Annotated in this window: 12 protein-coding genes and 2 pseudogenes; all 14 read right to left on the bottom strand. The window is 74.1% G+C overall.

From position 1 onward, the window contains the following. Nucleotides 1–12: 12 nt before the first annotated feature. Entirely contained in the window at nucleotides 13–1,473 is a 1,461-nt protein-coding gene (locus QQK22_RS05460; protein ID WP_284249999.1) for a glutamate synthase subunit beta, read from the bottom strand. Next, a pseudogene (gene gltB, locus QQK22_RS05455) lies at nucleotides 1,466–6,059 on the bottom strand (glutamate synthase large subunit). Before gltB ends, QQK22_RS05460 begins: the two are co-directional and overlap by 8 nt. A 98-nt stretch (nucleotides 6,060–6,157) precedes the next feature. Beyond that, nucleotides 6,158–7,168, bottom strand: coding sequence for a prolipoprotein diacylglyceryl transferase (lgt, locus tag QQK22_RS05450; RefSeq protein ID WP_284249996.1), 1,011 nt, complete (start codon nucleotides 7,166–7,168; stop codon nucleotides 6,158–6,160). Further along, nucleotides 7,165–7,980: a tryptophan synthase subunit alpha gene (trpA, locus tag QQK22_RS05445; RefSeq protein ID WP_284249994.1), complete on the bottom strand. Its 816-nt coding sequence runs from the start codon at nucleotides 7,978–7,980 to the stop codon at nucleotides 7,165–7,167. Before trpA ends, lgt begins: the two co-directional genes overlap by 4 nt. Then, entirely contained in the window at nucleotides 7,977–9,218 is a 1,242-nt protein-coding gene (trpB, locus tag QQK22_RS05440; RefSeq protein WP_284252558.1) for a tryptophan synthase subunit beta, read from the bottom strand. Before trpB ends, trpA begins: the two co-directional genes overlap by 4 nt. A gap of 230 nt (nucleotides 9,219–9,448) precedes the next feature. Further along, nucleotides 9,449–10,261: an indole-3-glycerol phosphate synthase TrpC gene (trpC, locus tag QQK22_RS05435; RefSeq protein WP_284249992.1), complete on the bottom strand. Its 813-nt coding sequence runs from the start codon at nucleotides 10,259–10,261 to the stop codon at nucleotides 9,449–9,451. 79 nt (nucleotides 10,262–10,340) lie between these two features. Further along, nucleotides 10,341–10,781, bottom strand: coding sequence for a DUF2752 domain-containing protein (locus QQK22_RS05430; protein ID WP_284249990.1), 441 nt, complete (start codon nucleotides 10,779–10,781; stop codon nucleotides 10,341–10,343). Between the two features lie 25 nt (nucleotides 10,782–10,806). Continuing rightward, nucleotides 10,807–11,058 carry a hypothetical protein gene (locus QQK22_RS05425; RefSeq protein WP_284249988.1) on the bottom strand — a complete coding sequence of 84 codons (252 nt, stop codon included), beginning with the start codon at nucleotides 11,056–11,058 and terminating at the stop codon, nucleotides 10,807–10,809. 327 nt (nucleotides 11,059–11,385) lie between these two features. Further along, complete coding sequence (locus tag QQK22_RS05420) at nucleotides 11,386–11,877, bottom strand: DUF2752 domain-containing protein (protein ID WP_284249986.1); 492 nt, start codon at nucleotides 11,875–11,877, stop codon at nucleotides 11,386–11,388. 5 nt (nucleotides 11,878–11,882) lie between these two features. Next, on the bottom strand, nucleotides 11,883–12,440 hold the full coding sequence (locus tag QQK22_RS05415) for a CD225/dispanin family protein (protein ID WP_284249983.1): 558 nt from the start codon (nucleotides 12,438–12,440) through the stop codon (nucleotides 11,883–11,885). Then, nucleotides 12,437–12,673, bottom strand: a pseudogene (locus tag QQK22_RS05410) (hypothetical protein); the annotation flags it as partial. The pseudogene QQK22_RS05410 and the gene QQK22_RS05415, both read right to left, overlap by 4 nt. 146 nt (nucleotides 12,674–12,819) lie before the next feature. After that, nucleotides 12,820–13,527, bottom strand: coding sequence for a Trp biosynthesis-associated membrane protein (locus QQK22_RS05405; protein ID WP_284249981.1), 708 nt, complete (start codon nucleotides 13,525–13,527; stop codon nucleotides 12,820–12,822). Then, a complete protein-coding gene (locus QQK22_RS05400) occupies nucleotides 13,524–15,089 on the bottom strand; it encodes an anthranilate synthase component I (protein WP_284249979.1) in 1,566 nt (521 codons plus the stop codon). Before QQK22_RS05400 ends, QQK22_RS05405 begins: the two co-directional genes overlap by 4 nt. Next, nucleotides 15,086–15,490 (bottom strand): phosphoribosyl-AMP cyclohydrolase, encoded by a 405-nt coding sequence (gene hisI / locus QQK22_RS05395; protein ID WP_284249977.1) that lies wholly within the window; start codon nucleotides 15,488–15,490, stop codon nucleotides 15,086–15,088. The genes QQK22_RS05400 and hisI overlap by 4 nt, the downstream gene beginning before the upstream one ends. Between the last annotated feature and the right edge of the window lie 42 nt (nucleotides 15,491–15,532).

Genomic DNA, 15,532 nt, shown 5'->3' with positions numbered 1-15,532 from the left:
GTCACGCCGCGCTCAGGCGGCGAAACCGTGGTCGGAGGGGGTCACGGGCGAGGGGAGCTCGGTGGACCCGGTGAGGTAGGTGTCGACGGCGGCCGCGCACGCCCGGCCCTCCGCGATCGCCCACACGATGAGGGACTGGCCGCGGCCGGCGTCGCCCGCCACGAAGACGCCGGGGACGGCGGTGGCGTAGTCGTCGCCCCGCTCGATCGGCCCGCGCGGCGAGACCGCGAGGCCGATCTGGTCCGCGGCGGTCGTCGCGTCGGGGCCGGTGAAGCCCATGGCGATCAGCACGAGGTCGGCCGGCACCTCGCGCTCGGTGCCAGCCTTCGGAGCGCGCCGCCCGTCCTCGAGGTACTCGGTCTCGGCCACGCGCAGACCGGTGACGCGGTCGGTGCCGAGCAGCTGCACGGTCGAGGCGAGGAACTCGCGGTCCCCGCCCTCCTCGTGCGAGCTCGAGATCTCCATGATGCGCGGCGTCGTCGGCCACGGCTGGTCGGCCGGGCGCTCGATCGGCGGCTCCTGCCCGATGGCCAGCGTGGTGACGCTCGCGGCACCCTGGCGCAGCGCGGTGCCGAGGCAGTCCGATCCGGTGTCACCGCCGCCGATGATGACGACGTTCTTGCCCTGCGCTGAGATCTGGTCGGTCACCTCGGCACCGCCCACGACCGCGTTGGCCTGCGAGAGGTAGGACATGGCCCACTCGACGCCCGGGAGGTCGTCCCCCTCGACCTTGAGGCCGCGCGGGACGCTCGCGCCGACCGCGACCACGACGGCGTCGAACCGCGCGCGCAGGTCGTCCCACGTCATGTCCTGCCCGATGGTGACGCCGGTGCGGAAGCGCGTGCCCTCCGCCTCCATCTGCGCCACGCGGCGGTCGATGTGGTGCTTGCCGAGCTTGAAGTCCGGGACGCCGTAGCGCAGCAGACCGCCGATCGCGTCGTCCTTCTCGAACACGACCACGGTGTGACCGGCGCGGGTGAGCTGCTGCGCGGCGGCGAGCCCGGCGGGGCCCGAGCCGACGACGGCGACGGTGGAGTCGGTGAGCCGCTCCGGCACGACCGGGACGACGAGCCCGCGCTCCCACGCCTCGTCGATGATCGAGACCTCGACGTTCTTGATCGTCACCGGCGGCTGGTTGATCCCCAGCACGCAGCTGCTCTCGCACGGCGCGGGGCAGATGCGGCCCGTGAACTCGGGGAAGTTGTTGGTCTCGTGCAGCCGGTCGATGGCGTCGGCCGGCTGGTCGCGCCACACCAGGTCGTTCCACTCCGGGATGAGGTTCCCGAGCGGGCACCCCTGGTGGCAGAACGGCACGCCGCAGTCCATGCAGCGGCCGGCCTGCCGCTTGAGGTACGGGCTGCCCTCGGTGCGCTGCTCGTGCACCTCCGCCCAGTCCGCCAGCCGCAGCTCGACGGGCCGGTAGGTCGGGAGCTCGCGCTCGCGGGTGCGGAGGAATCCGCGGGGATCAGCCATGAGCGGCCTCCAGGATCTCGTCCCAGGCGCCGGGCGCGGCGGGGTCCAGGCCCCGGTCCGCGGCCTCGGCGAGCACCCGGGTCATGCGGGCGTAGTCGGCGGGCACGATGCGCGTGAAGCGGTCCAGCGTGCCGGAGAGGTCGGTCAGGAGCGAGGCCGCGAGCGGGGAGTCCGTCTCCTCGCGGTGGCGTCGGAGCAGGTCCGCGACGAGCTCGCGGTCGGTGTCGGACAGCGGCGAGAGCTCGAGCTCGCCCGACGCGGCCGCGGCCGCGTTGACCTGGCGGCTGTCGAGGTCGAGGACGTACGCGGTACCGCCGGACATCCCGGCCCCGACGTTGCGGCCCGTGCGGCCTAGCACGAGCACGACGCCACCGGTCATGTACTCCAGGGCGTGGTCCCCCGTGCCCTCGACCACGAGCGTGGCGCCGGAGTTGCGGACGCCGAAGCGCTCGCCGGCGAGACCGGAGAGGAAGACCTCGCCCGAGGTCGCGCCGTAGCCGACGACGTTGCCCGCGATGACGTGCGCGGCGGGGTCGAAGCTCGCGGCCCGGTCGGGGCGCACGACGATCCGTCCGCCCGAGAGCCCCTTGCCGACGTAGTCGTTGGCGTCGCCGAGCAGGCGCAGGGTGATGCCGCCGGGCAGGAAGGCACCGAGCGACTGACCCGCCGACCCCGTGAGGGTGATGTCGATCGTGTCGGGTGCCAGGCCGCCGTCGCCGTAGCGCTTGGCGACCTCGTGGCCGAGCATCGTGCCGACGGTGCGGTTGACGTTGCGGACCGGCAGCGAGATGCGGACCGGCTCGGCGCGCTCGAGCGCGTCGGTGCTGAGGGCGATGAGCTGGTTGTCCAGCGCGCGGTCGAGCCCGTGGTCCTGCGCCTGCGTGCGCACGAGCGAGGACCCGGGCACGGGCTCGGGTCGGGCCAGCACGGGCCCGAGGTCGAGCCCGCGCGCCTTCCAGTGGTCGACGGCGTCGCGCGCGTCGAGCACCTGGACCTGGCCGACGGCCTCGTCCAGCGTGCGGAAGCCGAGCTCGGCGAGCAGCTCGCGGACCTCCTGAGCGATGTACTCGAAGAACGTCACGACGAACTCCGGCTTCCCGGTGAACCGGGCGCGCAGCTCGGGGTTCTGCGTGGCGACGCCGACCGGGCAGGTGTCCAGGTGGCACACGCGCATCATGATGCAGCCCGAGACGACCATCGGCGCCGTCGCGAAGCCGTACTCCTCCGCCCCCATGAGGGCGGCGATCACGACGTCGCGACCCGTCTTGAGCTGCCCGTCCACCTGGACGGTGATGCGGTCGCGCAGGTTGTTCAGCACCAGCGTCTGCTGGGTCTCGGCCAGGCCGATCTCCCAGGGCGTCCCCGCGTGCTTGAGCGAGGTGAGCGGACTCGCGCCCGTGCCGCCGTCGTGCCCCGAGATGAGGACGACGTCGGCGTGCGCCTTGGAGACGCCGGCCGCCACGGTACCGACGCCGAACTCGCTGACGAGCTTGACGTGCACGCGCGAGGCGGGGTTGGCGTTCTTGAGGTCGTGGATCAGCTGGGCGAGATCCTCGATCGAGTAGATGTCGTGGTGCGGGGGCGGCGAGATGAGCCCGACGCCGGGGGTCGAGTGCCGCGTCGCCGCGACCCACGGGTACACCTTGTGGCCCGGGAGCTGACCGCCCTCGCCGGGCTTGGCACCCTGCGCGAGCTTGATCTGGAGATCGTCGGCGTTGGTGAGGTACTCGGCCGTGACGCCGAAGCGACCCGAGGCGATCTGCTTGACCCGGCTGCGGCGCTCGGGGTCGTGCAGGCGGTCGACCTGCTCGCCGCCCTCCCCCGTGTTGGAGCGCCCGCCGAGCCGGTTCATCGCGATCGCGAGGGTCTCGTGCGTCTCCTGCGAGATGGAGCCGTAGGACATCGCCCCGGTGTTGAAGCGCTTGACGATCTCGCTGACGGGCTCGACCTCGTCGATCGGCACGCTCGGCCGGTCGGAGTCGAGCTTCAGGAGCCCGCGCAGCGTCATCAGGCGCGTCGAGGCGTCGTTCACCCGGTCGGTGTACTTCCGGAAGATGTCGTAACGGCGCTCGCGCGTGGCGTGCTGCAGCCGGAACACCGTCTCGGGGTCGAACAGGTGCTCCTCGCCGCCGCGGCGCCACTGGTACTCGCCGCCGACGTCGAGGTTGCCGTGCGCGGCCTGGTTGCCCGACGGCGGGTAGGCCACCGCGTGCCGCGCCGCGACCTCGGCGGCGACGACGTCGAGGCCGATGCCGCCCAGGCGCGAGGTCGTGCCCGTGAAGTAGGCGTCCACGAGCTCGTGGCTGAGCCCGACCGCCTCGAACACCTGCGCACCGCGGTAGGAGGAGATCGTCGAGATCCCCATCTTGCTCATGACCTTGAGCACGCCCTTGCCCAGGCCCTTGATGAGGTTGGCGACCGCCTGCTCGGGCGAGACGCTCAGGTACCCGGTCCGCGCGAGCTCCTCGACCGACTCCATCGCGAGGTAGGGGTTCACCGCGGCGGCGCCGTAGCCCACCAGCAGCGCCACGTGGTGCACCTCGCGCACGTCACCGGCCTCGACCACGAGCGAGATCTGCGTGCGGGTGTGCTTGCGCAGGGTGTGGTGGTGCACCGCCGCGAGCAGCAGGAGGGACGGGATGGGCGCGAACTCGTGGTCGGAGTTGCGGTCGGAGAGCACGAGGAAGCTCGCGCCGTTGGCGACCGCGCGGTCGACCTGCCGGCAGATCTCGCGCAGGCGCTCGCGCAGGCCCTCCTCGCCCTCGGCGACGCGGTAGGTCCCGCGCACGACGACGGAGCGGAACTTCCCGATCATCTCCGGGTCGCGGTCGACCTTGACGATCTTGGCGAGCTGGTCGTTGTCGAGCACCGGGAAGGGCAGCACGAGCTTGCGCGCGTGCAGCGGCGTGTCGTGCAGGAGGTTCGGCTCGGGGCCGATCGCCCCGCCGAGCGAGGTCACGAGCTCCTCGCGGATCGCGTCCAGCGGCGGGTTGGTCACCTGCGCGAACATCTGCGTGAAGTAGTCGAACAGCATCCGCGGGCGGCCCGAGAGGACCGCGATGGGCGTGTCGGTGCCCATCGCCCCGAGCGGCTCGGCCGCGTTCGAGGCCATCGGGGTCAGGAGGATCCGGAGCTCCTCCTCGGTGTAGCCGAAGGTCCGCTGCCGGCGCAGCACCGAGGCCGCCGTGTGGCGCACGTGCTCGCGGTCCGGGAGCTGGTCGAGGGAGACCGAGTGCTCGGCGAGCCACTGCGCGTACGGGCGCTCGGCCGACAGGGCGGCCTTGATCTCGTGGTTGGCCACGATGCGGCCGGCGCCGGTGTCGACGAGGAACATCTTGCCGGGCTCGAGGCGGCCCTTGCTCACGACCGTGGCGGGGTCGATGTCGAGCACACCGGCCTCCGACGCCATCACGACGAGACCGTCCTGCGTGACCCAGTAGCGGCCGGGGCGCAGCCCGTTGCGGTCCAGCACGGCGCCGATGAGGGTGCCGTCGGTGAAGGTGAGGCAGGCAGGGCCGTCCCACGGCTCCATGAGCGCCGAGTGGTACTCGTAGAACGCCTTCAGCGCCGGATCCATCGTGGCGTGGTTCTCCCACGCCTCGGGGATCATCATCAGGACGGAGTGCGGCAGCGACCGGCCGCCGAGGTGCAGCAGCTCCACCACCTCGTCGAACGTCTGGCTGTCGCTCGCCCCCGGGGTGACCACGGGCATCAGCGGCGCGAGCTCGCCCAGGACGTCGCTGCGCAGCATCCTCGCGCGCGGCCATCCAGTTCCGGTTGCCCTTGACGGTGTTGATCTCGCCGTTGTGCGCGATCGAGCGGAACGGCTGGGCCAGCGGCCAGGACGGGAACGTGTTCGTCGAGAACCGCGAGTGGACCAGCGCGAGCTCGCTCGCGTAGCGCGCGTCCGACAGGTCGGGGAAGAACGGCTCGAGCTGTGCCGTCGTGAGCATGCCCTTGTAGACGATGGTCCGCGAGGACAGCGAGGCGAGGTAGATCTCGAGCTGGCGCTCGATCCGCTTGCGCACGCGGTAGGCGCGGCGCTCCAGGTCCATCCCGGAGAGGGCGGCGCCGTCGCCGTCCGACCCGGCCACCACGAGCTGGCGGAAGGTGGGCATGCTGGCGCGCGCCGAGGGGCCGACGAGGTCGACGACGACGGGGACGTCGCGCCAGGCGAGGAGGTCCAGCCCCTCGTCGGCCACGATCGCCGCGATGTCCTGCTGCGCGCGGGCGGCGTCGGCCTCCTCGCGCGGGAGGAAGGCCATGCCGATCGCGTAGCTGCCGAGCGGCGGGAGCTCGGCGTCGATCACGTCGCGCAGGAACGCGTCGGGCACCTGCGTGAGGATCCCCGCGCCGTCGCCGGTGTTGACCTCGGCGCCCACCGCGCCGCGGTGGTCGAGGTTCAGCAGCGCCGTGAGGCCGGCGTCCACGATGTCGCGGCCGGGCGTGCCGCGCATCGTCGCCACGAAGGCGACGCCGCACGCGTCGTGCTCGTCCTCGGGTCGGTACAGCCCGGTCGGCCCGGGGGCCGCGACGGCCTCACCCGAGGTCCGTGCGGACTCGTGCGCCCACTGCGTGCTCACCATGCGGCGACCGTCCTCACTCCCCGTCCGTTCGACGGGGACTCAACGCCAGAGAAGTACGGGACGTCGTCGGCCCACAGATCCACGAATATACCTGCCTTTTACTCTTCCGCCACCGAACGACCAGGTGCTGGACGCTCGGCTGTCGCGGTCCGATCACGTGCCGCCGCGTCGAGCGGGTCCTCCTCGACGAGGGCCTCGGGGTCGCCGTCGCCGGCCTCCTCCGCGGTGCCCGCCCCGGCGCCCGCCCCGGCGCCCCGACCGGACTCGGGTGCCGGCTCCGGCGCCCGCCCGGGCAGCCAGATCTCCTCGGCCTCACCCGTGCGCCCACCGGGGTGCCGGCGGCCCACGACCACGAACGCGACGAGCGCCGCGACGCCCACGAGGATGGACGTCCACACGTTGAGCCGCAGCCCGGCGATCAGCTGCGCCTCGTCGATCCGCAGCGACTCGATGACGCCGCGGCCGGCCGTGTACAGGACGACGTACAGCAGGAACACCCGCCCGTGGCCGAGCCGGAACCGCCGCTCGGCCGCGATGAGCGCGGCCGCCGCCACGAGGTTCCAGATCAGCTCGTACAGGAACGTGGGGTGGAACAGGACGTCCGGGAACCGGTCGATCTGCAGACCCCACGGCAGGGTGGTCTCCCGGCCGTAGAGCTCCTGGTTGAAGTAGTTGCCGATGCGGCCCACCGCCTGCGCGACCAGCAGGCCGGGCGCGAGCGCGTCGGCGAACGGCGCGAACCGCAGTCCGGCGCGGCGCAGGCCGATCCACGCGCCGACGGCGCCGAGCGAGATCGCACCCCAGATCCCGAGCCCGCCGTTCCAGATCTGCGGGATGAGCTTCAGGTCGCCGTCGGGGCCGAAGTAGGCGTCGGGCGAGGTGATCACGTGGTAGATCCGCGCACCGATGATGCCCATCACGACCGCCCAGGTCACGACCGTCCCGACCTGCTCCTCGGGTCCGCCGCGCGCGCGGTAGCGGCGCACCAGCAGCACGTAGGCGAGGATGCCGCCGATGAGGATGGCCAGGGCGTAGGCCCGCAGCGGGAACGGCCCGAGGTACCAGGTGCCCTGGGTCGGGCTCGGGATGCCGGCGGCCAGCGTGGTCATCGGCCCTCTCCCCGCACTCCGGCGGCCAGCGCGGCCGTCGTGGATCGCAGCGCCTCGAGGTCGCCGTCCGTGCCCAGCGCCCGCACGAGCGCCGAGCCGACGATCACGCCGTCGGCGTAGGTCGCGATCTCGGCCGCCTGCACCGGGGTGGAGACGCCGAGGCCGACGCAGACGCGCTCGGCACCCGCGGCGCGGGTGTCGGCCACGAGCCGCTGGGCGGCCTCGCCGACGCTCGTGCGCGTCCCCGTGACCCCCATGACGGAGGCGGCGTAGACGAAGCCGCGGCTCGCCGCGGCGGTGAGCGCGAGCCGCTCCGGCGTCGAGCTGGGCGCGACGAGGAAGACGCGATCGAGCCCGTGCGCGTCGGAGGCGGCGACCCAGTCGGCGCCCTCGTCGGGGACGAGGTCCGGCGTGATCAGACCCGCTCCCCCGGCGGCGGCCAGGTCGCGCGCGAAGGCGTCGACGCCGTAGCGCAGGATCGGGTTCCAGTAGCTCATGACCGCGACGGCGGCGCCGGTCTCCGCGATCCGCTCGACCGCCCCGAACACGTCGCGCGTGCGCACCCCGCCCGCGAGCGCGCGGTCGGCGGCGTGCTGGATCACCGGACCGTCGAGGACCGGATCGGTGTAGGGCAGACCGAGCTCGACGACGTCGGCACCCGCCTGGACCATCGCGCGCGCGGCGGCGACCGACGTCTCGAGGTCGGGGAAGCCGAGCGGCAGGTAGCCGATGAGCGCGGCGCGACCCTCCGCGCGCGCCGCGTCGATCGCGGCGGCGGTCGTGGTCCCCGTGGCGCGGGACGCCGCGGTCACGCGCGTCCCTCCTTCGCCTCGGCGTCGCCGGGTTCGAGGACCTCGAACCAGCGGCCCGCCGTCGCCACGTCCTTGTCCCCGCGACCCGAGAGGTTGATGAGGATCACGGGGAGCTCCTCGGCGTCGGCGTGCGCGGCCTTCACGCGGTCGGCCACGCGGATCGCGCCGGCGAGCGCGTGCGCGCTCTCGATCGCCGGGATGATGCCCTCGGTCAGGCACAGCAGGCGGAAGGCGTCCATCGCCTCGGTGTCGGTCACGGGCGCGTAGGTGACCCGGCCGATCTGGTGCAGCCACGCGTGCTCGGGGCCGACGCTCGCGTAGTCGAGACCGGCGGAGATCGAGTCGGTGGGGAGGATCTGGCCGTCGGCGTCGTGCAGGACGTAGCTCTTGGCGCCCTGCAGCACCCCGACCGATCCGCCGGCGAACCGGGCAGCGTGCTCGCCCTCACCGGAACCGTGACCGCCGGCCTCGAAGCCGAACAGCGCCACGCCGTCGTCGTCGAGGAAGGCGTTGAAGATGCCGATCGCGTTCGACCCGCCCCCGACGCACGCGGTGACTGCAGCCGGCAGCGCGCCGGTGCGCTCGAGCAGCTGCGCGCGCGCCTCCTCGCCGATGATCCGCTGGAAGTCGCGCACCATCTGCGGGAACGGGTGCGGACCGGCGGCGGTGCCGAGCAGGTAGTGGGTGGTCTCGACGTTCGCGACCCAGTCGCGCAGCGCCTCGTTGACCGCGTCCTTGAGCGTGCGCGAGCCGATCGTCACCGGCACGACCGTGGCGCCGAGCAGCCGCATCCGCGCGACGTTCAGCGCCTGCCGCTCGGTGTCCTTCTCCCCCATGTAGACGATGCACTCCAGGCCGAGCATCGCGCACGCGGTCGCCGTCGCGACGCCGTGCTGACCCGCGCCCGTCTCCGCGATGACGCGGGTCTTGCCCATGCGCTTCACGAGCAGCGCCTGGCCGAGCACGTTGTTGATCTTGTGCGAGCCGGTGTGGTTGAGGTCCTCGCGCTTGAGGAAGACCCGGACACCGCCGATCCGCTCGGCGAACCGCGGCGCCTCGGTCAGCGGCGAGGGCCGACCGACGTACTCGCGCTGCAGCCGCCCGAGCTCGGCGACGAACTCGGGGTCGAGCTGCGCCTTCTGCCAGACCTCCGTCAGCTCGTCGAGCGCCGCGACCAGGGCCTCGGGGACCCAGCGACCGCCGAAGTCGCCGAAGTAGGGGCCGGCGGCGTCGGCCATGGGCGTGGTCGGCGGTGCCGGTGCGGGGGGCGGCGGGACTTCGCTCGTGGACACGGTGCTGGACCTTTCTGCGGCGGGTGCCGGGGCTGGTGCGGTTGCTGGGGTGCGGGGCGCTGCGGATCGGGGGTGGGCCTGCGCACGCGCCGCCGGTTCCGGGCCGCCCGCGTCCGCGCCGTCGTGCTCGGGGCGTCCCGCGGCCGCGGCCGGACGCGCGTCCTGCCCGGTGGCGGTCAGTGCCGCAGGGCGCGCAGCGCCGGGTGCGCCCCGGCGGCCACGAGGTCGGCGACGGCGGAGCGCGGGTCGCCCGAGCGCACGAGCGTCTCGCCGACCAGCACCGCGTCGGCGCCCGCACGGGCGTGCTCGACGACGTCGTGCGGGCCGCGCACGGCGGACTCGGCGATCTTGGCGACCCGGTCGGGCAGCACGTCCACGACCGCGGCGAACGTGCGCCGGTCGACCTCGAGGGTCTTGAGGTCGCGCGCGTTGATACCGACGATCTGGGCGCCGGCGTCGACGGCGCGGCGCGCCTCCTCGGCGTTGTGCGCCTCGACGAGGGCCGACATCCCGAGGGAGTGGATGCGCTCCACGAACGAGGTCAGCACGGTCTGCTCGAGCGCCGCCACGATGAGCAGCACGAGGTCGGCGCCGTGCGCGCGCGCCTCCCAGATCTGGTACGGGGTGACGACGAAGTCCTTGCGCAGCACCGGGATGTCGACGGCGCCGCGCACGGCGTCGAGGTCGGCCAGCGACCCCTTGAAACGACGCTCCTCGGTCAGCACGGACACGACCGCGGCGCCACCGGACTCGTACGAGCTCGCGAGGGCGGCGGGATCGGGGATCTCGGCCAGGTCGCCCTTGCTGGGACTCGCCCGCTTGATCTCGGCGATCACCTGGACGGCCTCGGCGACCTTGAGACGGTCGTGGCAGGTCTTCGCCGAGGGTCGGGCGGCAGCGCGCTGCTTGAGCTCGTCGAGGCTCGTGACGGCCTTCCTGGCAGCCACGTCCTGCTGAACTCCGGCGACGATGTCCTCGAGCACGCTCACGACGGTTCCCTCCGTTTGCTGTGCACCAGGGTAGGCCCCCGCGCACCGCGCCCACGACCACGCCTACCACCGCAGTCCGTCACGGCACCGCGAGAGGTCCGAGGAAGGGGGTCAGCACCGGGATGTTCCGCGCCACCGTGAACAGGACGAGGACGACCGCGACGGTGACGGCCGCACCGGTCGGCGGGCTCCACGGCGTCACGCCGCGCGCGGCGTCGCGCGTCCACCGCACCACGAGCACGAGGGCGACGGCGACGCCCACCACGACCAGGGGGTTGTGGGCCCACGCGCCCGCGAGATCGCCGTGCACCAGGTCGTGCGTCGCGCGCAGCCCGCCGCAGCCGGGGCAGGCGAACCCCAGGACGGCGCTCGGGCACACGCCGTAGCTCCCCGCGACGTGCGGCGAGCGGACGGCGAGGAGGGCGCCGCCACCGAGCAGCACGCCCGCGAGACCGGCCGGGAGCGACCACGCCCCACGCCCGCGGCGGGTGGCCGCGGGCGTGGGGCGTGGTTCGATCAACGGTCGAGCGCCGACGACGTCGGACTCAGTTGAAGTCGTTCATCATGTCGGCGAACTCGGGGCTGTTCAGCACGACGACCAGCATGATGATGCTCGCGACGATGCCGACCCCGCCGAGGATGACACCGGTGAGGCTGAGGCCCCGGTTGGTCGCGCGCCCCTTCGAGGCGGCGGAGAGGCCGAAGATGCCGACGACGACGGCACCGATGCCGATGAGCGTGGCGATCCACGTCGTGCAGAACAGCACGACCGACGCGATGCCGAGGCACAGCGCCACGATGCCGAGCGCGTTGCGCTGGGTCGGGTTCGACCCGCCGTAGGCACCCTGACCGGAGTAGGGCGAGGCGGCGTAGGCCGGGGGCTGACCGTAGGAACCGTCGTTCGGGGCTCCGGAACCGCCGGCGGCGCCGTAGGGGTTGGGGCTGGGCGGAACCGGTGCACCCTGGCCCTCGGAGTAGCCGCCGTACGCGGGCGGCTGCGAGGGCTGACCCTCCGAGCGGGCGCCGTAGCGGGGCTCGTCGTCGCTGGAGCCGTTCGAGGGCGGCGGGGGAAGGACACGGTGTCTCCTTGGCTTCGAGGTCGTGAGACCGGACGTCGGTCGAGCCTACTGGCCCTGCGCCGTCGCGAGGGGACCCAGCCACGGCGCGAGGGCGGGCAGGTTGCGCGCGACGGCGTAGCCGACCACCAGGGCGGCACCCGTCAGCAGGACCCACGGTCGGGCGGGCCGGCTCCGCGCTCGACCCCGGACCGCGCGCACCGCCCACGCCACCCAGAACCCGACCAGCAGCGCGACCGCGACGAGGGCGAGCGGGTTGTAGGCCCAGGCCGTGGCGACGTCGCCGTGGCCCAGCGACGCGAGCGCGCGCATCGATCCGCAGCCCGGGCACGCCAGACCGGTCAGAGCCAGCACGGGGCAGGTCGGGTACAGGCCCGGGGTGCGCGGGTCGCGCAGGACGAGGAGCACCAGACCGGCGACGGCGAGGGTGGCCGTGCCGATCACGGGCACCAGGCGCCGGGCCGGCCCGCCGGTCGCGGCATCGCCGTCGGCGGAGCCGTCGGACGACGGTGCGGCCGCGGGACGGCCCACGGCGACCACCGCCGTCAGTCCAGCGCGCCGGCGGCCAGCGCGATGACCAGGAAGATCGCGGCGACGACGGCGGAGACGATCGCCCAGGTGCGGGCGTTGTCCGAGGACCGCCGCGCTCCGTGCACGTCACCCGCGTACCACTTGGAGTTCACCTGCGCCGCGAACACGATCGAGACGACCCCGGCCGGGAGGCAGCACAGCACGGTCGTCAGGATCGCCCAGACGAGGTGGTTGGGCGGCGGGTACCCCGCGGGAGCGCTGCCGAACGGCGCCCCGGGAGTGCGGTAGGGACCGGGGGCGGCCCCGGGCCCGTACCCGCCCGGTCCGTACCCGGGGGCCGAGGCGGGCGGCGGGGGCGGAGGCGGGGGTGGTGTTCCGTAGCCCGACCCGTCGCCGTAGCCCGGCGGGGCGCCGTCGGTGGCGCCGCCGTCGTCGCGCGCGTCCTGCGTGCGGCCGTCACCGCCCCACCCGCCGCTCGGGCCGGGGAAACCGGCGTCCTCCGGCGTGCCGTAGCGCGGGGGCAGGTTCGCGTCGTCGTCGTCATCGCGCGACGGCGGGGGCGTGGAGCTCATCGCGCGGTGCTGGACGCCCCGGCGGCGGCCGCCTGCTCGCGGCGCTTGTGCGCGGCGGGCTCCGGCGCCGGCTGCCCGAGGCCGGCGGCGCGCAGCGCGACGCCGGCGACCAGGGTGAGCGCCATGACGATTCCGCCGGCCCAGACCATCGGCATGATGGCGGCGATCATCCCGGCACCCAGGACGGCGGACCCGATCATGAGGCCGTAGCAGACGAGCCACCCGGCGACCGTGCGGCCCTCGTTGTGGAAGGGCGAGGCGGGGGCAGCCGGTCGCCCTCGGGCTGGACGAGGACGAGGTCGCGGTGGGCCACAGGTGCTCCAGAGGTCGTGCGATCAGGGATGGTGCCATCGTAGTCGGCGCGCGGTGCGGGCCGCCGTCACCGGGTCGGGTCCTCGCCGCGCGTGAGGGCGTCCCAGTCGTCGACCTGGGCGGCCCGGGCCGCCGGCGTGTCGGTGGCGCCGCTGGACCGGGTCCCGGGTGCCTGCCCGCGAGGTGTCGACGACGCAGCAGACGCAGCCGACTCCGCCGTCGTCGCACCGGCTCGGGTCGGCCGCTCGTACCGGCTGGACCCGGCGGCCGCGGGGGCGGCGGAGGTGAGCACCCCGGCCGCCACGGCGAGCAGCACGGCGGTACCCGTCGCCCCCCAGCCCCAGGGCGTCGTGACGGGGTCGCCGCTGAGCTCGGGGACACCGCTCACCTCGGCGGCGGCGCGGAGCAGCGGCGTCGCGGGGTCGCGCAGCGCCGCCACGCAGGCGGCGACGGCGGCCAGGGCGGCCAGGGTCGCGGCGGCGGCCACGACGCGTGCGAGCACCCCGCGCGCCAGGAGGTGCGCGAGGCACGCGGCACCGACCACGAGCAGCAGCGCGCCCAGCACCGGGGACGCCGAGGTCCCCGGGACGGAGACCACCTCGGTCCCGGCGACCGGTCTGACCTCGGCGTGGAACCACGGCAGGGCGGCCAGCCCGAAGGTCACGGCCGCCAGCAGCGCGACGGCGGCCAGGGACCGGGTGCGGCGGCGAGACCCGCGCGCTGCCGGGGCGGCCGGGGCGGCCGGGTCCGTCGTCCCCGTCGGCGACGTCGTCATCGCTCCCCCGACCGCAGGCGCGCGGCGAGCTGCACGGCGCGGACGACGGCGGCCGCCTTGTTCACGCACTCGGCGTGCTCGGCGCTCGGCCTCGAGTCGGCCACGATCCCCGCCCCCGCCTGCACGTGCGCGGTGCCGTCCTTGATGACGGCGGTGCGGATCGCGATGGCCATGTCGAGGTTGCCGGCCAGGTCGAGGTAGCCGACCGTCCCGCCGTAGACGCCCCGGCGCGCGGGTTCGAGCTCGTCGATGATCGCCACGGCACGCGGCTTCGGCGCGCCGCTGAGGGTGCCCGCCGGGAACGTCGCGGTCAGCGCGTCCAGGGCGCCGGCGCCCGGACGCCGCACGCCCGTGACCGTCGAGCACAGGTGCATCACGTGGCTGAACCGGCGCACGTCCATGAACTCGCTCACCCGGATGGTGCTCGGGTCGGTGACCTTGGACAGGTCGTTGCGCCCCAGGTCGACGAGCATGAGGTGCTCGGCACGCTCCTTGGGGTCGGCCAGCAGCTCCGCGGTCAGCTCGGCGTCCTGCGCCGCGTCCTTGCCCCGGGGACGCGAGCCGGCGATCGGGTAGGTCATCACGGCGTCGCCCTGCACCTGGGCGAGGGTCTCCGGGCTCGAGCCGACGACGGCGAACGGGGCGCCGTCGGCGTCGGTCAGGTGCACGCAGTACATGTACGGGCTCGGGTTGACCGCGCGGAGCGCGCGGTAGACGTCGATCGGCGGCGCCGGGCAGTCCAGGTCGAACCGCTGGGAGAGCACGATCTGGAACGCCTCGCCGTCGCGGATGCGCTGCTGGGCGATCTCGACGGCGGCCTCGTAGTCCTCCTGCGTGGTCCGCGGGCGCACCTGCGGGACGTCGGCACCGGTCTCGGCACCGCCGTCGCCCACCCCCGCCGCGACGGTGACGGGCGCGGCGAGGTCGCGCGCCATCGCATCGAGTCGCGCGACGGCGGCGGCGTGCGCCTGCTCGACGCGCGCGCTCGTGCCGTCCCCGTTGATGGCGTTCGCGATCAGCCATACGGCGCCGGAGTGGTGGTCCACCACCGCGAGGTCCTCCACGAGGCAGAGCGCGACGTCGGGCACGTCGACCTCGACGACGGAGCGCGGCACCAGCGTCGGCTCCCAGTAGCGGATCGCGTCCCACCCGATCGCGCCGACGAACCCGCTCGTCAGCGGCGGCAGCCCGGCCACCGGATCGGTGGCGAGCTCTCGCAGCGCGTCCGCCAGGACCGTCAGCGGGTCGCCCTGCGTCATGACGCCCGCCGGGACGTCGCCGGTCCAGACGGCACGGCCGTCGCGCGAGGTGAGCGTGGCGCGCGAGCGGACGCCGATGAAGGAGTAGCGCCCCCACGACCCGTCGGCGGCCGCCGACTCCAGGATGAACGAGCCCGGCCGGGCCTGCGCGAGGGCCCGGTAGACCCCGACCGGGGTGAGGTGGTCCGCCAGCAGCCGGCGCACGACCGGGACGACGCGGTGGGTGGCGCCCAGGTCGCGGAACTCGGGCAGCTCCGGCCAGGTGCGGCCCCAGCCCAGGTCCTCCGGCAGCGCCGCGCTCACGCGGGCACCTGCGGGTCGGTGTCCGCCGGTCCAGTCGCCGCCGCGGCGCTCCCGAGGACGACGGGCAGCTCGCCCCCGGCCAGGAAGCAGGTTCGCTCCCCCGTGTGGCATGCAGCGCCGACCTGCTCGACGCGCACGAGGAGCGCGTCGCCGTCGCAGTCGATCGCGACCGAGCGGACGTGCTGGGTGTGACCGGAGGTGTCGCCCTTGCGCCAGTACTCGCCGCGCGAGCGGCTCCAGAACGTCACGCGGCCCGTGGTCAGCGTGCGGTGCAGCGCCTCGTCGTCCATCCACCCGAGCATGAGGACCTCGTCGGAGCCGTCGTCCTGGACGATCGCGGCGACGAGGCCGGCGGCGTCGCGCGTCAGGCGCGCGGCGATGGTGGGATCGAGGGAGGTCACCCGAGCATCCTTCCACGGTGGCCGCCGTGCCAGGATCGAGCC

The sequence above is a fragment of the Litorihabitans aurantiacus genome (assembly GCF_030161595.1).
Taxonomy (GTDB): Bacteria; Actinomycetota; Actinomycetes; order Actinomycetales; family Beutenbergiaceae; genus Litorihabitans; species Litorihabitans aurantiacus.
Note: the sequence above shows the minus strand (reverse complement) of the source record. Positions and strands in the feature narration are given on the sequence as shown.